Here is a 21,407-nt window from a genome sequence, read left to right on the forward strand (position 1 = left end):
AGTAATTATCCTCTCAGTCGTTTTAAATCAATACGTCGCCTTCCTCGACCTGTCCAACCAAACTCTCAATTCCTATACTCTAGCCGCTGATTCTCACGATTCACCTTACCAATTACCTTCGTATTTCATGTGTATCTCTGGGTATGAAATCGCAAATTTTTTCGATGTGAATTAAGTGCTAGTGATAGCAATAGTAGAATCCTACTCGGTCTAAAAATTATATACCAGAGCGCTGAAGCGATGGGTTATTTATCGATTTGCGATAATAATCACAACAAATGACCGTCTCAATTTTCCACCAAAAATTAACGTCTAATTTTATGTAGTGATCACAATCACGGTAAATTTAAACCGAAAAACCAGCCAATACATAAAAAGCTGAAAGAAGAAAGTAAGCACTAACAAACAACCATTAATAAAAGGCAAAGTGTGATGTATACCCACTCTTAATTCTGTTCAAAAAACAATCTAACTTAGCAGCTTTTGACGTTTTTAACGTGTAAAAAAAGTATTTTGACGTTTTTAACGGGAACAGTAATTGATAAATTATCTTTTAAGGTGTTTTCTTAATAACGCCTAAGGCCTACAGGCCACTCTTTAGGACACATATTAAGAGGTAGGCTTCAGCACAATGTGAGGAAGGTAGATTTACCTTCCAGTGAAACAAAAGCAAATAGTAAGGAATAGCTATGCTTGCGCATATTAAAAAAACAGCACTAGCGACCGCAATTATCGCAACCTCAGTAACAGGCTTTAGCTCTGTTACCGTCGCAGCAGAACGCAGCGAATTGACCATCCACCCGAAAGAGTTCAACACTTTTGTACGCAACTTTAACCCTTATCTGGGTGCGACCAACTTACACACTACGACAGATTTTTTATTCGAACCTTTAGTTGTTTTCAACGAAATGCACGGTAACAAGCCCGTATTTCGTTTGGCTGAAGGCTTCAAAATGTCGGACGACCTAAAAACCGTGACCTTTGATATCCGCAAAGGTGTGAAATGGTCTGACGGCGAAACCTTTGATGCTGATGACGTTCTATTCTCATTCAATCTAGTGCAGAAAAATCCAGCACTAGACCAAAGCGGCATCAACTCTTGGGTAGAGAAAGTTGAAAAACTGAACGACTACCAAGTGAAGTTCTATCTCACTGAAGCAAACTCAAACGTTCCTTACGAGATTGTTAAAGTGCCAGTTGTGCCTGAGCACGTATGGAAAGACGTTAAAGATCCTACGACCTTCACAAACGAAAATCCTGTAGGCTCTGGTCCATTTACTGAGATCGATACGTTCACTCCGCAGCTATACGTTCAATGCCGCAACCCTAACTATTGGGATAATGACAACCTAGAGGTAGATTGCCTGCGTGTTCCACAAATCGCTAACAACGATCAGTTCCTTGGTAAAGTTGTTAACTCAGAAATGGACTGGACGTCATCGTTTATTCCTGACATTGACCGCACTTATGCTGCCGCCTCTCCTAACCATCAATATTGGTATCCACCGTCAGGTACGCAAGCATTTGTTGTTAACTTCAAACACCAAGATGCAGCGAAAAAAGAAGCCCTCACTAATGTCGACTTCCGTCGCGCATTCTCAATGGCTCTTGACCGTCAAACTATTATCGATATTGCTTTCTACGGCGGCGGTACTGTGAATGACTTTGCTTCTGGTCTTGGCTACGCATTCTCTGCTTGGTCTGACGAAGCGGTTCACAATAAATACAAAGGCTACAACAGCTATGATGTTGAAGGTGCAAAAGCATTGCTAGAAAAAGCAGGCTTTAAAGACGTCGATGGCGATGGCTTTGTCGATACTCCATCAGGCAAATCGTTTGAGCTATTCATCCAATCACCAAACGGTTGGACAGACTTTAACAACACAGTTCAACTGGCTGTAGAACAACTGGCTGAAGCAGGCATTAAAGCTAAAGCTCGAACGCCTGATTTCTCTGTGTACAACCAAGCTATGTTAGAAGGTAACTACGACGTCGCTTATACCAACTACTTCCACGGAGCTGATCCATACACATATTGGAACTCTGGTTATAACTCAACGCTTCAAGCTGGTGACGGTATGCCTCGCTTTGCAATGCACTTCTATAAGAATGCTGAGTTAGATAACTTACTAAATAGCTTCTACAAGACGGCAGATAAAGATGAGCAGCTAGAAATTGCTCATGGCATCCAGAAGATCATTGCTCAAGACCAAGTCACTATTCCAGTGATGTCAGGTGCTTACATGTACCAATACAACACCACTCGTTTTGCGGGTTGGTGGAACGAGCAAAATCCTCAAGGTCGTCCAAATATCTGGGCAGGTATTCCAGAGCGTCTACTACACGTACTGGACCTAAAACCAGTGAAGTAAACACAAACTAAAAGCGGTACATCCGTACCGCTTTCTTCCCCTCTCTATGTCTATTTGATGTTTGGCGCTCGTCGTCAGGGGATTGCTCGTCTCTAATTTGGAGGCGGCGTAGCCAGCTAAGGAAAAAGCTGGGTAATTAAGGTGTGAGTTATGGGTTATTTTTTAAGACGTTTGTCATTATATGTAGTAGCACTATTAGTTGCGGCTACTATCAACTTTATTATTCCAAGGGCGATGCCGGGCGATCCGGTTACTATGATGTTCGCTCATACAACGGTGCAAATTACACCAGAACGAATTGCCGCGATGAGAGAGCTATTGGGCTTTGTTGACGGTAACTTATTTGTTCAATATCTGACCTACATGAAGAACATTTTAAGTTGGGAGCTTGGTGTTTCGGTTCAGTTCTTCCCATTGACCGTTAGTGAGCTGTTAGGCGGTGCATTTGGTTGGTCACTGTTTCTGGCTGGCACCGCTGTCGTGATGTCTTTCTCTATCGGCTCAATTCTCGGTATTTTCGCCGCTTGGAAGCGCGGGTCTCGTTTCGACACATTCGTCACTCCTGGAATGCTCATCATTCAAGCGATCCCCCCTGTGGTTATTGCCATGTTAGCCATGTTTATCTTTGCGATAGGCCTGAAATGGTTTCCTACGGGTTATGCGTATACCCCAGGCACCATTCCTGAGTGGACGAGCTGGGCATTTATCAAAGATATGCTTTATCACGCAGCACTTCCCCTATTTTGCGCCACTGTCATTCAAATCGGTGGCTTCCTAGTAAACATGCGTAACAACATGATCAACTTGTTGGGAGAAGACTACATCACTATGGCTCGCGGTAAGGGCTTAAGTGAAAACCGCGTCGTCTTCAACTATGCAGCGCGTAACGCGCTCCTACCCAGTGTCACCGCGCTTTCCATGGCGTTAGGTATGGCGATTGGTGGTCAGTTAATTGTCGAAATCATCTTCAACTATCCAGGGCTTGGCAGTGTCATGCTGAATGCGATTCATGCTCGTGACTACCAAGTACTGCAAGGACAACTTCTTATTATGACGCTCTTTATGCTGTTCTTTAACTTGGCTGCTGACATGTTGTATGTCGTGCTAGACCCACGTCTACGCAAGGGAGGTAAATAGTCATGAAAGGTTTTCTATCTTTAGTTTGGCGTAATACCACGGCGCGCATTGGACTTATTATCATTGGCTTATTTATGTTTGTGGCCATTGCTGCACCATTAGTCACCAAACATGCCCCAGACAAACGTACTGGTAACCCTCACGAGTACCCCTCTGCGGTGGTGAAGTTAGCACAAGCTAACCCGGACGGTTGGGTAGCACAGCATCTCGCGGATGATCGCAGAACGTTACTCATGTCGAAAAAGGCGGATCATGTATTGGGCACCACGCGCATGGGTCGTGATGTCTGGTCACAAGTGGCTTACGGCGCTCGTGTATCACTGATGGTGGGTTTTAGCGCAGGCCTTATTGTGTGTGTGTTAGCAACAGTGATCGGAATTTCCGCTGGCTACTTTGGCGGCCGTGTAGATAGTGTGCTGACCTCAGCTATGAACATTATGCTCGTCATTCCTCCTTGGCCTCTTCTGTTCGTTGTCGCAGCCTTTGTGGGTGAAGCCGGCCCCATGACCATCGCGGTCGTTATTGCCTCCATTTCTTGGGCATGGGGAGCTAGGGTTATTCGGGCACAAACCTTATCGCTGCGAGAGAAAGAGTTTGTAAAAGCGGCTGAGGTACTTGGAGAATCACGACTACGCATCATTTTTGTTGAGCTGCTACCAAACCTAATCTCAATTGTGGGTGCAAGTTTTATCGGCTCCGTGTCTTACGCCATCTTGATGGAAGCCATTATCTCTTTCTTGGGAATGGGCGATCCCAATACCATCAGTTGGGGCATCATGCTTTATAACGTACAAACTTCTTCTGCCATGCTGATAGGCGCATGGTGGGAAATTCTAGCTCCATGTATCGCATTGACTCTTCTGGTCACAGGTCTAGCACTGCTTAACTTTGCCGTCGATGAAATTGCCAACCCTCAGCTTCGTTCTCATAAAGGCCTTAAACGCTGGAAGAAACTGGCAGAGCAAGACAAACAGGAACGCGAAGTACCCGTCGCGCCACAAAATGCACTTTGGAGCGGAGATCGTTAATCATGTCAGAACCACTAATTTCAGTCCGCAATTTGTGCGTAGATTACATCACTGAAGCAGGCGATGTTCGAGCGTGCAACAATGTAAGTTTCGATATCGGTAAAGGCGAAGTATTTGGTCTTGCAGGGGAGTCTGGTTGCGGTAAGTCGACCGTTGCTTTCTCGCTCATGCGCTTACACAAGCCGCCAGCGTTTATCTCAGGTGGTGAGGTCATCTTCAATGGCGAAGATATCCTTCAATACAGTGATGATAAGATGCAAAACTTCCGTTGGAGCCAAATGTCTATGGTGTTCCAAAGCGCCATGAACGCTTTGAATCCCGTCCTAACCATGGAAGAGCAGTTCTGTGACGTTATTATGCGCCACACCAATATGACTCGTGAACAAGCCGTAAGACGTGCGCAAGGCTTATTGGAGATTGTTGATATTCATCCAAGTCGTCTTAACGACTACCCGCATCAGTTTTCTGGTGGTATGCGCCAGCGCTTGGTGATTGCAATTGCTCTCGCCCTCAACCCGAAAATGATCATCATGGATGAGCCAACCACGGCGCTTGATGTGGTTGTACAGCGTGAGATTTTGCAAAAGATCTATGCGCTCAAAGAGGAGTTTGGATTTTCGATCTTATTCATCACTCACGATATTTCGCTTATGGTGGAGTTCTCCGATCGTATTGGGATCATGTATTCCGGTGAGCTTATTGAAGTCGCCCCCTCACAACAGATCTTAGATTCGCCTTATCACCCATACACAAAAGGGCTGGGAAGTTCATTCCCGCCTTTAACAGGTCCAAAAACCAAGCTAACGGGCATTCCAGGTAATCCACTCAATCTATTGGAAATTCCACAAGGTTGTCGTTTCCAAGCACGATGCGATCGTGTTCATGAAGCGTGTACTCGTATACCGACCAAGTTACGCCAAATTGAACCGAACCGTTTTTCTAACTGCCACTTATATGGCGACACCATCGCTGTATCGCAAGAGTTGTCATAAGCAACCAGCAACGAACTGAGCAAGTTATACAAGGAATTTCTGGAGAAACATTATGAGCAACTATGGTGAACTACTGATTGAAGGCAACAACGTTATCAAAGATTTCGCAATCAACAGTAATACGCTAAAACAACCCATGATGCGTGCTATCAACGACGTCTCATTCAAAATGTACAAAAGTCGCGGTCTTGCGGTAGTTGGTGAGTCAGGCTCTGGCAAATCAACAACGGCAAAAATGATCGCCAAAATGTATGCCCCAAGTGGTGGTGAAATTAAATATCGCGGCCGTGATATTCAAGAGATCAAAGCGCGTAGCGAGTTAATGAAGTACCGCGAAGGCGTGCAGATGGTATGGCAAGATCCGTTTGGTTCATTAAACCCTACACACACGATCTTTCATCATATTGCGCGTCCACTACTGATCCACAACAAGGTGTCGAAAAGCAATAAAAAAGAGCTAGAAGAGCGAGTGTACGATCTGCTCGATCAAGTAGGCTTGATCCCACCTAAAGAAACCGCAGCCAAATACCCTCATCAGCTTTCAGGTGGTCAAAGGCAGCGTGTCAATTTAGCGAGAAATATTGCGGTTGGAGCAGAAGTTGTCCTCGCTGATGAGCCCACCTCTATGCTCGATGTCTCGATTCGCGCTGGCGTTCTCAACCTGATGGAAGAGATGAAGTTTGAAAAACAAATGTCATTGCTTTACATCACTCACGATATCGCAACGGCTCGCTATATCGCAGAAGATATCTCGGTGATGTACGTCGGCCATATGGTGGAATGGGGCGATACCGATGAGGTCATTGCCAACCCTCAGCATCCTTACACCCAACTTCTAGTTTCCGCGGTACCGGATCCGAAGAAATCTATTCATGAGAAGTTGGAAGGTAATAAAGGCGAGATTCCACTCTGGACACCGGCCTCCATTGGTTGCCCATTTGCGGGTCGATGCAAACACGCAACCAGTAAATGTACGCAAGCCTTGCCACCAGTGACCAAACTCGCTGACAACCATTTTGTGCGTTGTTATCTCTACGAAAACTAATTACACGCTCCTGTAATGGGAGCGCTTCTTCTCGACAGGTGAATGAAAAACGATGCAATTGCTCACTAATCATATTGGCTATCAGGTAAACAATGCGAAACGCGCAGTGTTGATGTGTACTGATCCACATCATCCAGTGACGACGGCATATTTAGTTGATGCGTATTCTGAAAACACCGTTCTAGAGCTCATACTCGAAGGCGGACAGTCTGTCGACAACTGGCACTGTGGGGTGTTTTTTACTATCGACTTCAGTCAATATCAGCAGGCAGGACGTTACTACCTTCGCTACCAGTCCATTCGCTCTCATGATTTTGTGATTGAAGAACACAATCTATTAACGCGCAGTTTTTCTGATGTCATTCATTATTTCAAATCTCAACGCTGCGGTGGACAATTCGATAAACACGATAAGCAAGCGCGTATTATCGGCAGCGATGACACCGCCGATGTGCACGGTGGTTGGTATGATGCTTCGGGAGATGTCAGTAAATATCTAAGCCACCTTTCCTACGCCAATTACCTCAATCCACAACAAACGCCAATGGTGGTTTGGAATATGCTGAAAGCGGACGATCTTCTGTTCGCACAACAAGACGCCCCAAATTTTGTGCGTGCACGTTTGCAAGAGGAAGCACTTTACGGCGCCGAGTTTCTTGCTCGCATGCAACATAGCGACGGTTACTTTTACATGACCGTGTTTGATAAGTGGAGCAAAGATGTCGAACAGCGCGATATCTGTGCCTACGAGACTCAATTAGGTCACAAGAAGCAAGACTATCAAGCAGGTTTTCGACAAGGTGCTGGCATCGCGATTGCCGCTCTTGCCAAAGCGAGTCAATCTGAGTCGGCCACCTGTTCCCAAGCAGCGCATTTTATTGAGCTAGCCCAAAAAGGCTATTGGCACTTACAACAACATAATACGCAATATCTCAACGACGGCATTGCTAATATCATTGATGAATACTGTGCTCTGCTGGCGACGGTCGAGCTTTATAGAGCGAGCGGTAAAGACCTTTATTTAGATCAAGCGAGAATCTGGGCGGACTCATTAGCCTTGCGGGCTAAGGCCGACGACAACTACGATTTCTTCTGGTCTAGTGATTGTGACGGTTCTCGCCCGTTTTACCACGCTGCTGAAGCGGGATTACCTGTCATTGCATTAGCAGAATATCTTACTATCGAGACTAACCTAGAACGTCAACAACGTTTCATGCAGTTAGTCACACAAGCCTGTCAATTTGAACTGACCGTCACCACTGAAGTATTTAATCCCTTTAGTTATCCAAGACAGTATGTAAAAGGCGTTGATGAGCCAAAACGCTCTGCCTTTTTCATTCCACATAACAACGAGTCTGGCTATTGGTGGCAAGGTGAAAATGCCCGTATTGCGTCTCTCGCCTCCATGGCTTTGATTGCCAAGAGCATTGTCTCTGACACCTCAGTTAAGCATCAGTTAGAGGGCTACGCTACTCACTGCCTCGACTGGATATTAGGATCGAATCCTTATGACATGTGTATGTTAGACGGTTACGGTTTTAATAACCCCGATTATCTACCGCAGCTTGGATTTTTCAATGCTCACGGCGGTATCTGTAATGGCATTACTGGCGGCTTTGACGATGAACGTGATATTGCTTTTAACCCCAAAGAGCAAAAAGACGACATGCTGCAAAACTGGCGTTGGGGTGAGCAGTGGATTCCTCATGCTGCATGGTATCTGTTAGCAGTGGCACTAAAGCTTAGCGATAGCAAAGGTGAACATCATGGCTAGATTCATAGCAGGAATCGACGGTGGCGGCACCTCGTGTCGCGCCAGAGTGCTAGATAAAGATGGCACGATTATCGGTGAAGGCAAAAGTGGTAGCGCTAATATCATGTTGGGGGCAGAGGTTGCTTTAACCTCAATCATCGAAGCGATCTCCATTGCGCTGACACAAGGCGGTTTGGATAACTCCTACTTAAACCAAATCGATGTGGGTCTAGCACTAGCAGGCGCAGAGCATAAAGCCAGTTACCTCGCTTTCCTATCAGCCCCGCATCCATTTGCCAGTATCACTCTAAATACCGACGGCTACGGTGCATGTTTGGGCGCTCATGAAGGCAAAGATGGCGCCATCATGATCGCGGGCACAGGCTCTGTTGGTCTGTTTATTTCAGGTACAACGCAGCACGTCGTTGGTGGGCGTGAGTTTCCGATTTCTGACCAAGGAGGCGGCGCTATCATGGGGCTAAGGTTGATTCAAGATGTGTTGCTTATTCAAGACGGTATTTTGGATTCCTCTCCTTTGGCCGACATCGTAATGACGCATTTTAACAATGACATTGACCATGTAGTTGAATGGTCAAAGACCGCATTGCCTAGAGATTACGGTCAGTTTTCACCGCAGATTTTTGAGTATGCCTATCTCAATGATCCTCTTGCGAAAAAATTACTGATGCAAACCGCCAATGATATTGAGATGTTTCTTACCGCCTTGCATCAGCGCGGGGCAGAAAACATCTGTTTAATGGGCAGTATTGCCGAACGTATTTTTGACTGGTTATCGCCAGCAGCGCAACGTTGGATCGTGTCTCCAAAAGGAGATGCAATGGACGGTGCGTTGATGATGGCAGGACAACTAAATCACAATCTTTACGATTGAGGTATATCTATGGACTTTCGTATCGACCTAGCAGTGATTGAAATCTTACCCAAAGGCAGCCGTTTTGGGCTTACACTGCATAATCTCTCTGAAAAAAGCGTGGCTAATTGGCAACTCAATTTTGCTTTCGACAGGCATATTGAGAAAGCCAGTTTATCTCATGGAACGCTGAAGCAAGTAGGCAGCCTATGCACTTTATCGATAAATAACACGCCACTTTATGCCAACAACCACTGCTACGTAGAGTTTGCTATTTCTACATCACCATTCAAATTGCTCTCTGATGGTATAAAAGAAGCGTACCTAACCACAGATTCCGGTACGCAGTGCACGGTATCTGTGTCACCTATTGTGTTGAAAGAAGCGATCGACCAACCAACTGAAGTACCTAGCGTCAAAGCAGCAAGACATAAGCTTATTCCAGAGCCGATGTCAGCTAACTTTAATAGTGGTGTCTATGAGCTAACTCGTTATAGTCAGATAACCGTCGACAATGGTGAGTTTCAATCTGCTGCCAATTGGTTAGCCGAAGAAGTAACTCGCTTGTTCAGTATCGAATCCAAGTCTATTGGTCAGCAAGATATTCATTTTAGGCATTCACCAGTACTGGATCCTGAAGAATATAAGCTGATCGTAAATGATAACGGTGTGGTCATTGAATCAACCAGTCAGTCTGGCTTTATTTATGGTGCAGCGACCTTAATTCAATTGATGGATTTTGATGTGGCGCGCCATACTCTCTACATTCCTTTCTGCCAAATACATGATAAACCTCGTTTTGCTTATCGTGGAATGATGATAGACAGTGCGCGTAGCTTCCAACCGGTTGAAGAGATCAAACGCCTTATCAACCTGTTTGCTCATTATAAATTGAATACCTTCCATTGGCATTTAACGGATGATGAGGGGTGGCGTGTTGAAATAAAAGCGCTACCTGAGCTTACTGAGATTGGCGCTTGGCGAGGCCCAAATGAAACCCTTGATGCTCAGTTCCATCATATCAATCAGCGTTATGGCGGATTTTATAGCCAAGAAGAGATTAAGGACGTCGTCGCATTTGCAGCACAACGCGGCATCCAAGTGATTCCCGAAATCGATATTCCAGGTCACTGCCGTGCCGCCATCAAGTCATTGCCAAATATGCTGGTTGATCCTGATGACCGCTCTATCTACCGCAGTGTCCAACATTACAACGACAATACGCTGTCGCCAGGTATCGATGGCACATATCGCTTCCTTGATATCGTCTTAGAAGAGATTAGCGAGCTATTCCCTGCTCCTTACGTTCATATTGGTGCAGATGAAGTACCCGTGGGTGTTTGGGAGAAAAGCCCAAGTTGCCAAGTTTTAATGGAGACTCACGGCTACAGCAGTTCTAAAGAGCTGCAAGGTCATTTACTCCGTTACGCTGAAGACAAACTGAAGTCTCTGGGTAAACGCATGCTGGGCTGGGAAGAAGCACACTTTGGACACAAAGTTAGCAAAGACACGGTCATATACTCATGGCTAAGCGAAGAAGCTGCTATTAACTGCGCCAAACTCGGCTATGACGTCGTACTGCAGCCGGGTCAAACCACCTATCTGGATATGGCACAAGATCACTGCCCAACAGAGCCTGGTGTTGATTGGGCAAACGTCATCACACTGGAGCAAGCTTACCTATATGAACCTCTCTCTGAGCTAAGCTCCGATGACCCCATCAAAAAACGGATTCTAGGCATGCAAGCTGCGCTGTGGACAGAAATAGTCAGCCACCAGCAACGCCTTGATTACATGATATTCCCCCGACTCCTCGCGCTAGCAGAGACCGCTTGGTGTCCAGAGAATCGAAAAAGCTACAGCGACTTTTTAGCCAGACTGAAAGCTCACCTTGGTTTGTTACAACGCCAAGGTATTCATTATCGCGATCCTTGGGCTGATACCGAGGAACATGAAAGCGCGCCTCACTAGACCAATAACAATAACGAAAAAATTTAATTTCTCCATAAGGATATAGACATGCAATACGGCTACTTTGACAACGAGAATCGTGAATACGTCATCACTCGTCCCGATGCTCCTGCGCCATGGACCAATTACCTTGGTACTGAAAAATTCTGTACTGTGATTTCTCATAATGCCGGTGGCTACTCGTTCTACAATTCCCCTGAATACAACCGAGTCACCAAATTCAGACCCAATGCCAGCTTTGACCGCCCGGGACACTATGTGTACCTACGCGATGATGAAACCGGAGACTACTGGTCTATCTCTTGGCAGCCTGTAGCAAAGAGTCTCGACGAGGCTCAATATGAGGTTCGTCACGGTCTTTCATACTCGAAATTTAAGTGTGACTATGCGGGCATTGAAGCAACCAAAACCTTGTTTGTTCCTAAGGGTGAAGATGCTGAGATTTGGGATGTTGTCATTCGTAATACCAGTAATAAGCCTCGCACTATCAGTGCCTTTTCTTTTGTTGAGTTCTCATTCAGTCATATCGCCTCTGATAACCAAAACCACCAGATGTCACTTTACTCAGCAGGCACCGATTATAACGATGGTGTGATTGAGTATGACTTGTTCTACAACACCAACGATTTTGAAGGCTTCTACTACCTAGCATCAACCTTTGAACCCGATAGCTACGATGGTCAAAGAGATAATTTCCTTGGTGCTTACCGAGATGAATCGAACCCTATTGCCGTTGAACAGGGACGTTGTTCGAATCATACGCAAACCTGTTATAACCATTGCGGTTCCCTGCATAAACAATTCACTATTCAGCCAGGAGAAGAGGTTCGTTTCGCTTACATTCTAGGTATTGGCAAGGGCAACGGGGCCAGACTTCGCGCTAAATATCAAAACCACTCTGAAGTGGATAGCGCCTTTGAGGCCATCAAAGCTCACTGGGAGACACGCTGCGCGAAATTCCAAGTTAGCTCTCCGAATGAAGGCTTAGATACCATGTTAAATACTTGGACTCTGTATCAAGCTGAAACCTGTGTGGTTTGGTCTCGCTTTGCCTCATTTATCGAGGTGGGAGGTCGCACTGGCTTGGGATACCGAGATACGGCCCAAGATGCCATGGCCGTCCCTCACTCTGCTCCTGAAATGACTAAAAAACGCATTATCGATCTGCTTCGTGGCCAAGTTAAGGCTGGTTATGGCTTGCACCTATTTGATCCTGATTGGTTCGATCCAGAGAAAGCCGACGTTAAGCCTTCTAAATCACCGACGGTAGTACCAACACCTAGCGATGAAGATAAGATCCACGGTATCGCGGATACCTGTTCTGATGACCACCTATGGTTAGTGCCAACTATCTGCCGCTATGTGATGGAAACTGGCGAAATGGACTTCTTCAATGACGTCATACCTTACGCAGATGGTGGTGATGCTACTGTGTATGAGCATATGAAGGCAGCGCTTGATTTCACAGACAAACATGTTGGTGCTACTGGTATTGCAAAAGGTCTGCGTGCCGACTGGAATGACTGTCTAAACTTAGGCGGAGGAGAATCCTCCATGGTGGCATTCCTTCACTACTGGGCGCTACAAGAGTTTGTCGACTTAGCTCGTAAATTGGGGCAACTTGACGATGTGGCACACTATGGGCAGATGGCGAAAAAAGTTCAAGATGCCTGCGAGACTCACCTTTGGGATGAAGATGGTGGTTGGTACATCCGTGGTATTACCAAAAATGGTGATAAAGTCGGAACCAACGAACAGACCGAAGGCAAGGTTCATTTAGAATCAAACACATGGGCAGTAGTGTCAGGTGCTGTCTCCGACGAACGCGGTAAGAAAGCCATGGACGCAGTCGATGAATACCTCTACTCCAATTACGGCTTACATCTCAACGCACCATCTTTCGCCACTCCGAACGACGATATTGGCTTTGTCACTCGGGTCTACCAAGGAGTAAAAGAGAATGGGGCCATATTCTCTCACCCTAACCCATGGGCTTGGGTCGCCGAAGCTAAGTTAGGACGCGGTGATCAAGCGATGAAGTTCTATGACGCTCTCAACCCATATAACCAGAATGACATGATTGAAACGCGAGTTACCGAACCTTACTCTTATGTGCAGTTTATTATGGGACGCGACCATCAGGATCATGGCCGCGCCAATCATCCATGGTTAACCGGTACCTCAGGATGGGCTTACTTTGCCGCAACTAATTACATCCTTGGGGTTCGCTTAAGCTTTGATGGTCTTGTTATTGACCCGTGCATTCCAACAAACTGGCCTGAGTTTGACGTCACTCGAGAATGGCGAGGCGCAACTTACCATATCAAAGTTACCAACCCCAACCATGTTAGCAAAGGCGTCACAAGTCTCACCCTAAACGGTGAAGATATCCAAGGTGCTATCCCTGCACAACCTGCAGGTAGCGTTAACCAAGTCACCGTTGTTCTCGGCTAATCAAAAGCCTGAGTTGACCATAATCATGAGCCCTACGGGGCTCTTCTCAAGGAGCAATGTATGATCAAATTTGGAACAGGCGGGTGGCGCGCTTTTATTGGCGAGGAGTTCACTCGTGATAACGTCAAATTGGTAGCACAAGCGCTGGCTAACATCATCAATGATGAAAACGTCGCGGAACGAGGATTTATCATTGGTTATGACCGACGCTTTTTATCGGACAAAGCGGGACGCTGGTTTGCCGAAGTGCTCGCTGCAAACCAAATTCCGGTGCACTTTATCAATAAGTTTGTGCCAACACCCATCGTTATGTTTAAAGCGAAGAGCATGAACTGCGCTTACTCGGCTTGCATCACTGCCTCTCACAATCCTGCTGATTACAACGGCATTAAAGTGTTTATTGAAGGTGGTCGCGATGCCGATGAAGTGATCACTGAAAAGATAGAGTCTCAAATCGAGACCTTAACTGCTGCAGAGGTAAAATCTGTTGACTTTGAGCACGCCGTGGACAGTCAACTGATCCTCGAAATTAACCCAATGAACGAGTTTGTCGACTCAATCATTGCGCTTGTTGATATTGAGTCCATTAAAAAAGCCAATCTACGCGTGTTGATCGACCCGATGTTTGGCGTAGCCAAAAATGCCCTGCAAACCGTCTTGATTAATGGTCGCTGTGATGTCGATGTGATTAACGATGGGAAGAACCCTGATTTCGGTGGACTGATGCCATCCCCTAGCGCCGCTACCCTATATCGCTTAAAACACTTAGTGGCAGCAGAAGAATACGATATTGGTATCGGTACTGATGGCGACGCTGATCGCTTAGGAATTATTGATGAAAAAGGGAACTTTATTCATCCCAACGAAGTCTTGATGCTGCTTTATTACTACCTTCTTGAATACAAAGGTTGGAAAGGCTCAGTAGTGCGAAACATTGCCACCACTCACCTACTCGACAAAATCGCACAAAGTTATGGTGAAAAGAGCTTTGAGGTTCCCGTAGGCTTTAAGCACATCAGTGCCCAAATGGAGGCGAACGACTCATTAATCGGCGGTGAAAGCTCCGGCGGTTTAACCATACGTGGTCATATCAAAGGCAAAGACGGAGTATTTGCTTCTAGCTTATTGGTGGAGATGCTTAGCGTCACCAACAAAAAGCTCTCTGAGCTACTTGATGAGATTTATAGCAAATACGGTTATGCCTATACCGCGGAAGGTGATTGCACCTTCAAGCCAGCTCAAAAGGATAGCCTTTACCATAAGATTTATGTCGAGAAGTCTCTGCCTGAATTCGAATACGAGGTAGAGAAAGTGAGTTATTCCGATGGAGCAAAAGTTTACTTCAAAAACGGTGGTTGGGTCATTGCTCGCTTTTCTGGTACCGAGCCACTATTGCGTATTTTTTGTGAGATGGAAAATAAAGCGCAGGCAGAATATGTTCTTCAGCAGATGAAAGACTTCTTGTCTTTATAGTCTCTGCGTCCTCGTCTTCTTACCGTGTATTGGGTTGAGTCACCTTTCAATCCAAGTGAATAGTAAGAAGCTCCCTATAGGTGAAGAACATTTTGCCCGGTGACTGTTGCCGGGCTTTTTTGTGCCTAGTCATTGGTGACGCCACTTTATTACAAGAGAGTGACCTTTAGTGCGTAGTTGAGCAGAGGAGAGGCATTATCACTTGGATAATTAAGCGAAAGCCACAATACCTTGTGACTCTACGCTCACCGCCACATTCTGGCCGACATCCAAGGCTTCCATCGACGTTCCCAAGACCTTAGTACCCTCAATTTCTACCACATAGCGACAATGATCACCCATAAAATGCTGCTCAAGAATAGCGATCGAGCTACTGTCTGAGGCCCTTAATTGAACGTGCTGCGGTCGAACAAGTAACTGGCATTCAGCCCCTTGGTCAATCAGGTTACATGAAGAGGCCTCTATCTGACCTATAGCCGTGGTATATGTAGAACCCGACAAATACCTAGCAGCCAGATAGCTTCCACCACCTAAAAAGTCAGCAACAAACTTGCTCGATGGACAGAAATACAGCTCTGAGACTGTGCCGTACTGCTCGATCACGCCTTGATTCATAACCGCCATTTTATCGGCAAACGCAAAAGCTTCTTCTCGACTGTGAGTCACAAAGATGGCGGTAACACCCTGCTTTTTGAAAATCTTACGGATCTCTCGAATCAGCTCATGTCGCACTTGTGTATCGATATTAGAAAACGGTTCATCGAGCAGAAGTAGATCGGGTTTATAAGCTAGACTGCGAGCAATGGCGACGCGCTGCTGTTGTCCACCCGATAGCTGATGAGGATAACGGTCGCTAAACTTTTCCAAATGAACCAAAGTCAGCATATTCGCAACAATCGTATCTTGCTCTTGCTTAGCCATTCCCTTTAAGCCAAACGCCACATTTTGAGCCACAGTCAAGTGCGGAAATAACGCATAATCTTGAAAGATCATACCGATGTTACGCTGCTCTGGCGCTAACCATGTCTCACCATTGTCGATCACGCGGTCGCCGAGTGTCATTACACCTTGAGAAAGAGGCAATAAACCTGCCACTGCTTTGAGAAGCGTGGTTTTTCCGCAACCACTTGCACCTAACAAGCAAACAATTTCCCCTTGTTCAACCTCAAGCGATAAGGACTCTAAAATCGTCTGACCATCATATTGGCAAGATAGGTTTTTAATAGACAAAGCCGTAGTCATTAGTGGTTTTGCTCCAGTGAACGATTAACAATAATAAGAGGTAGTAGACCGACCAACACTAACAATACCGCTGGCATAGCGGCAAGCTCTAAGTGCTCGTCAGAAGCAAAGTTGTACACGTAAGTAGCCAGAGTCTCGAAATTGAATGGGCGCAACAACAAAGCGGCATTGAGCTCTTTCATGGATTCAATAAACACCAGCAAACCAGCGATCAACACGCCCCGCTTGATAAGTGGTAAATGCACGCGAAGCAGCATTTGGTTCTTCTTACACCCCATCGTGCGTGAAGCCATATCTAGAGACGGCGATACTTTACTTAAACTGGTCTCAATACTACCGATAGCAACGGCAGAAAAGCGCACCACCATTGCAAAAACAAGTGCAAACATGGAACCAGAGAAAATCAATCCAGGGCGTTGCCAATCCATCCATTTAGCAAAATCATTGACGCTGTGATCCATAAATAACACGGTGACCATAACCCCAATCGCCAAGACGGTACCTGGCACAGCATAGCCAAGCGAAGAAGCGCGCATAAAGACCACACTTTTTCTATTTGGATCCAGCCTGCGGTAGAAATTCACAACGATAGCCACAAAGACACCAATAACCGCTGCCATCAACGACACATTCAGGCTATTTATGGCATACGTTTGGAATTCTTCGGTCCAGCTTTGTGCAAAATACTTGTAGGCATAAATCATCAACTGACCTAGCGGCAGAATAAATGCGATAGACACGAGCCCCCAACACCAAAGCAACGCTAACCATTTTTTCCAGCCGGTGAGCACATAGCGAAAGTCTTCGTGACTGTTGTATTGGCTTTGAAATAGCTTTTGCTTACGTCGGCTGTAGCGCTCAGCACCTAGCAACAACACGATCACTACCATCATCATAGCCGAGATCTTTGCAGCAACACTTAAGTTGGAATACCCCAGCCATGTGTCGTAAACCGCCGTGGTTAAAGTACTCACAGCAAAATAGCTCACGGTACCAAAGTCGCCTATGGCCTCCATCGCCACCAATGACAAACCCACGGCGATCGATGGTCTAGCGAGCGGTAATGAAATGCGCCAAAAGCTTGCCAGCGGAGAGCATTTTAACAAACGTGCCGATTGTAACAGTGAGACGTTCTGCTCCATAAATGCCGCACGACACAATAGATAAACATAAGGGTACAGCACTAGCGACAAGACAACTGTAGCACCTCCAACAGTGCGGATATCAGGAAACCAGTAGTCCCCTGCTTGCCAGCTAAAGACATCTCGTAGCCATATTTGGATGGGACCAGCAAAGTCAAACCAATCGGTAAAGATGTAGCCAATGATATACCCCGGCATGGCAAGTGGCAGTACTAAGGCCCACTGCAACACTTTTTCACTTGGCAGCTTGCACATGGCCATCAGCCAAGCACTAGGTACCCCAAGAAACAACGAGAGTACCAAGACACCAGCAACCAATTTGACCGTATTTAAGATGTAGGTGGGCATCACCGTCGCAAGAAGGTGCGAGAAGAGATCACTTGATTCACCAAGTGCCGTATAGAAGATCGCTAAAATAGGCAAAACCAGTAGCAGAGTAAGCACTCCACTACTGGCTTTCCAAACATCATTTTTTTCTTTCATTGCCTAAACATACAGCATGCGACACGAAGTCGGAAGTTCTTAACCAGAATAACAAAGGGGTATTATACCCCCTTTGTGTCGATTATAGGTCGAACTTAACTTCGTCTAACAATTTGATTGCAGCGCCGTGATATTCAGCAATTTCATCAAGCGAGATTTTATCGGCTTTGAAATCACCCCATGATGCCACAAGCTCAGAACGCTTAACGCCTTCTTTTACTGGGTACTCATAGTTAACTTCTGCATACATTTGTTGAGCTTTGTCGCCTGTTAAGAACTCCATTAGCTTCAATGCATTGTCTTTATTTGGCGAGTATTTCGCCATCGCCATACCACTTACGTTTACGTGAGTGCCCGTTGTATTTTGATTCGGGAAGTTAATGTAAACCGCATCAGCCCAAGCTTTTTGCTCTTTGTCATTAACCATCTTGCCGAGATAGTAGCTGTTACCTAACGATAGGTCACACAAGCCTTCGCTGATCGCTTTCACTTGGGCGCGGTCATTGCCTTGTGGTTTACGTGCTAGATTAGCTTTTACACCTTCTAGCCACTCTTTTGTCTCTGCTTCACCGTGATGAGCAATCATTGAAGAGACAAGCGATACGTTGTAAGGATGCTTACCACTACGAGTACAGATTTTACCTTTGTATTCAGCGTTTGCTAGGTCGATATAATCAAAATCATTACCTAGTTTACCTACGCGGTCACGAGAAGAGTATACGTTACGAGTACGCAGAGTTAGTGCAAACCATTCGTTCTCTTTATCGCGATATTGAGCAGGAACATTAGCGTTGATTACCTCACTGTCTACCGCTTGAACTACATCCTTGTCAGTCAATTCTGCTAGACGGCTAATATCGGTTGTTAACACTACGTCAGCCGGGCTGTACTCGCCTTCTTGCTGAAGTTTTTCTGCCAGACCTTTCTTAGCAAACTTTACGTTTACTTTGATGCCTGTTTCTTTAGTGAACTCATTAAACATCGGTTCAACAAGGAAAGGTTGGCGGTAAGAGTAAACGTTGACTTCTTCAGCGGCCATCGCTGGTGCTACAAAGCTAGCTGCAATTGCTGAGAGAGTTAGCAGTTTTTTCATTGTTTCAGTCCCTTAATTCATAATGAGAACGTTTATCAGTTGCGTTATTATATTCATATTAATTCTGAAAACAATGATCTGATATAAAAAAACCTGCCATAAAAGACAGGTTTTGATTAAGTTTGTAACAAATCGTTACTTAACACTAACGAACTCCGGATAAGCACCTACACCACAATCATGCATGTCCATACCTTCTAATTCTTCTTCTTCAGTAACACGAATACCGATTGTTGCTTTCAATACAGCCCAAACTGCAAGGCTTGCCGCGAACACCCAACCGAAGATAACTGCAGCCCCGAAAAGCTGAGCGCCAAATGTTGCATCACCATTACTTAGTGGCACTACCATTAAACCTAAGAAACCACATACACCGTGAACAGAGATAGCACCAACTGGATCATCAATCTTAAGCTTGTCTAGGCCAATGATGCTGAATACGACTAGCGCACCGCCAACTGCACCGATAGCGACTGAGTACACTGGTGAAGGAGATAGAGGATCAGCCGTGATAGCGACAAGACCCGCTAATGCACCATTGAGAATCATCGTTAAATCAGCTTTACCCCACGTTGTTTTGCACACTAGCATCGCTGCAATAGCACCCGCTGCTGCCGCTGCGTTAGTGTTTAGGAAGATTTGACCTACCGCTGTCGCGTTCTCAAAATCTGAAACCATTAATTGAGAACCACCGTTGAAACCAAACCAACCTAACCATAGGATAAATGTACCTAGAGTCGCTAAAGGCATGTTGGAACCTGGAATTGGGTAGATTTCACCATTCTTACCGTACTTACCTTTACGAGCGCCTAGCAGTAGAACACCAGCCAATGCAGCGGCTGCACCTGCCATATGAACGATACCAGAGCCAGCAAAATCACTGAAACCTGCTTCTGATAAGAAGCCGCCACCCCAGGTCCAATACCCTTCCATAGGATAGATAAATGCGGTTAGCGCAACAGAGAAAATAAGGAAAGACCAAAGTTTCATACGCTCAGCCACTGCACCCGATACGACAGACATCGCGGTAGCTACGAAAACAACTTGGAAAAAGAAATCCGACTCTAGCGAGTGATCTGCATCCTCACCTTGAGTGCCGATCAGCGCACCAAATGATGGTAGCCAGCCACCTTCGCCATTGTCCACATACATGATGTTGTAACCCACAATGAGATAACAGGTACATGCGATAGCGTACAAACAGAAGTTTTTAGTTAAGATTTCTGTGGTGTTTTTCGAGCGAACTAGGCCAGCCTCTAACATGGCGAAACCTGCTGCCATCCACATGACGAGCGCGCCTGAAATAAGAAAGTAAAAAGTGTCTAGCGCGTAACGCAGTTCGCTGACTGTTGTTGCTAATTCCATAATATATTCTCCAATCCCTTAAAGTGCTTCAGCATCCATCTCGCCCGTACGAATACGTACTGCTTGGGCTAGGTCGTACACAAATATTTTTCCGTCGCCAATCTTGCCGGTTTGAGCCGCATTAGTGATAGCTTCTATCACTCGGTCTACGTTGTCTGCGTGCGTGGCAATTTCCAGCTTCACTTTCGGTAGAAAGTCTACTTGATACTCTGCACCGCGATATAATTCAGTGTGACCTTTCTGACGACCAAATCCTTTGACCTCAGAAACTGTCATCCCTTCAATGCCTACATCTGCAAGTGCTTCTCTTACATCATCCAGCTTGAATGGTTTAATGATTGCGTTAATAAGTTTCATGGCATCCCCTTCACCTTTTTATCCCTGTTGCTTAATACAGCAATCAAGGTGCGTGCCAACTTTTTAAACCATTGAAATATAAGGATTCGAATTTTATATGTTATAAAAATGAAAATGCCTTGCACTTTATTGGTGCAAGGCATTCACAAAAATAATGCGTTAAATGTTATTAGCACTAAGCATGTGCAAAATAACCGTATTATCCACTTAGCGATTATGTATAAAGCGCTCCCACTGCTCGATAACAGACAATAAATCCTCCAAACCGCACTCACTGTAGCTTTCACTTTCATACAGTGAAAACTCTTCCTCAGATTCCATTAACGTCTCAAAAGCTAACGTATTTTCATAGACATGGACTTCAGACTCGAGAATACTCAAAGAAATCTCTTTGCCCTGCCACTTGTGTTCATTACAAGAAAACTGCGCCGCTTTCGATAGCAGTGCTTTTATTTCCATGATGGTGCGGTCGTCGGTGCTGATTTCTTCTTGAAGTAATCTAGCGATCACTTCTTGACCCATTTCGCACTTCACTAGATATTCACCAGTGAAACTGTTTTTAATAAACTCGAATTCCATCACTTTTTCTCTCTGTAAACTCGCGCCGATTATACCTCAGAATCATCAAC

General features: G+C 45.5%; 16 protein-coding genes. 10 read left to right on the forward strand and 6 right to left on the reverse strand.

The window, feature by feature from the left end; genetic code table 11:
- Positions 1–689 precede the first annotated feature (689 nt).
- The 10 genes from VTH8203_RS01515 to VTH8203_RS01560 all read left to right on the forward strand — a co-directional run bounded on the left by VTH8203_RS01515 (position 690) and on the right by VTH8203_RS01560 (position 15,096).
- Positions 690–2,372 (forward strand): ABC transporter substrate-binding protein, encoded by a 1,683-nt coding sequence (locus VTH8203_RS01515; RefSeq protein WP_096992043.1) that lies wholly within the window; start codon positions 690–692, stop codon positions 2,370–2,372.
- Positions 2,373–2,522: 150 nt separating this feature from the next.
- Positions 2,523–3,509: an ABC transporter permease gene (locus VTH8203_RS01520; RefSeq protein WP_096992044.1), complete on the forward strand. Its 987-nt coding sequence runs from the start codon at positions 2,523–2,525 to the stop codon at positions 3,507–3,509.
- Between the two features lie 2 nt (positions 3,510–3,511).
- Positions 3,512–4,537, forward strand: a complete 1,026-nt coding sequence (locus VTH8203_RS01525; RefSeq protein ID WP_096992045.1) for an ABC transporter permease — start codon at positions 3,512–3,514, stop codon at positions 4,535–4,537.
- A gap of 2 nt (positions 4,538–4,539) precedes the next feature.
- Positions 4,540–5,529, forward strand: coding sequence for an ABC transporter ATP-binding protein (locus VTH8203_RS01530; protein ID WP_096992046.1), 990 nt, complete (start codon positions 4,540–4,542; stop codon positions 5,527–5,529).
- 52 nt (positions 5,530–5,581) lie between these two features.
- The gene (locus tag VTH8203_RS01535; protein ID WP_167385769.1) at positions 5,582–6,574 is read left to right on the forward strand and encodes an ABC transporter ATP-binding protein; all 993 of its coding nucleotides are present in this window, start codon (positions 5,582–5,584) and stop codon (positions 6,572–6,574) included.
- 52 nt (positions 6,575–6,626) lie between these two features.
- Complete coding sequence (locus tag VTH8203_RS01540; protein WP_096992048.1) at positions 6,627–8,348, forward strand: glycoside hydrolase family 9 protein; 1,722 nt, start codon at positions 6,627–6,629, stop codon at positions 8,346–8,348.
- Positions 8,341–9,219: a glucosamine kinase nucleotide-binding domain-containing protein gene (locus tag VTH8203_RS01545; RefSeq protein ID WP_096992049.1), complete on the forward strand. Its 879-nt coding sequence runs from the start codon at positions 8,341–8,343 to the stop codon at positions 9,217–9,219. The genes VTH8203_RS01540 and VTH8203_RS01545 overlap by 8 nt, the downstream gene beginning before the upstream one ends.
- A 9-nt stretch (positions 9,220–9,228) precedes the next feature.
- A complete protein-coding gene (locus VTH8203_RS01550; protein WP_096992050.1) occupies positions 9,229–11,169 on the forward strand; it encodes a beta-N-acetylhexosaminidase in 1,941 nt (646 codons plus the stop codon).
- Between the two features lie 48 nt (positions 11,170–11,217).
- Positions 11,218–13,623 carry a glycoside hydrolase family 94 protein gene (locus VTH8203_RS01555; RefSeq protein WP_096992051.1) on the forward strand — a complete coding sequence of 802 codons (2,406 nt, stop codon included), beginning with the start codon at positions 11,218–11,220 and terminating at the stop codon, positions 13,621–13,623.
- A 60-nt stretch (positions 13,624–13,683) separates the two neighbouring features.
- Entirely contained in the window at positions 13,684–15,096 is a 1,413-nt protein-coding gene (locus VTH8203_RS01560; RefSeq protein ID WP_096992052.1) for a phosphoglucomutase/phosphomannomutase family protein, read from the forward strand.
- A gap of 210 nt (positions 15,097–15,306) precedes the next feature.
- On the opposite strand, the gene VTH8203_RS01565 is transcribed toward VTH8203_RS01560, so the two are convergent.
- The 6 genes from VTH8203_RS01565 to VTH8203_RS01590 form a co-directional block, all read right to left on the reverse strand.
- Entirely contained in the window at positions 15,307–16,338 is a 1,032-nt protein-coding gene (locus VTH8203_RS01565) for an ABC transporter ATP-binding protein (protein WP_096992053.1), read from the reverse strand.
- Complete coding sequence (locus VTH8203_RS01570) at positions 16,338–17,963, reverse strand: ABC transporter permease (protein ID WP_096992054.1); 1,626 nt, start codon at positions 17,961–17,963, stop codon at positions 16,338–16,340. The genes VTH8203_RS01565 and VTH8203_RS01570 overlap by 1 nt, the downstream gene beginning before the upstream one ends.
- Positions 17,964–18,045: 82 nt before the next feature.
- Positions 18,046–19,056 carry a Fe(3+) ABC transporter substrate-binding protein gene (locus VTH8203_RS01575; RefSeq protein WP_096992055.1) on the reverse strand — a complete coding sequence of 337 codons (1,011 nt, stop codon included), beginning with the start codon at positions 19,054–19,056 and terminating at the stop codon, positions 18,046–18,048.
- A gap of 135 nt (positions 19,057–19,191) precedes the next feature.
- Positions 19,192–20,421 carry an ammonium transporter AmtB gene (locus tag VTH8203_RS01580; protein WP_096992056.1) on the reverse strand — a complete coding sequence of 410 codons (1,230 nt, stop codon included), beginning with the start codon at positions 20,419–20,421 and terminating at the stop codon, positions 19,192–19,194.
- A gap of 18 nt (positions 20,422–20,439) precedes the next feature.
- Positions 20,440–20,778: a P-II family nitrogen regulator gene (locus VTH8203_RS01585; RefSeq protein WP_038229080.1), complete on the reverse strand. Its 339-nt coding sequence runs from the start codon at positions 20,776–20,778 to the stop codon at positions 20,440–20,442.
- Between the two features lie 207 nt (positions 20,779–20,985).
- Entirely contained in the window at positions 20,986–21,357 is a 372-nt protein-coding gene (locus VTH8203_RS01590; RefSeq protein ID WP_096992057.1) for a YacL family protein, read from the reverse strand.
- Positions 21,358–21,407: the final 50 nt, after the last annotated feature.

Origin of the sequence: Vibrio thalassae, from assembly GCF_900089835.1 — a bacterium.
Classification (GTDB): Bacteria; Pseudomonadota; Gammaproteobacteria; order Enterobacterales; family Vibrionaceae; genus Vibrio; species Vibrio thalassae.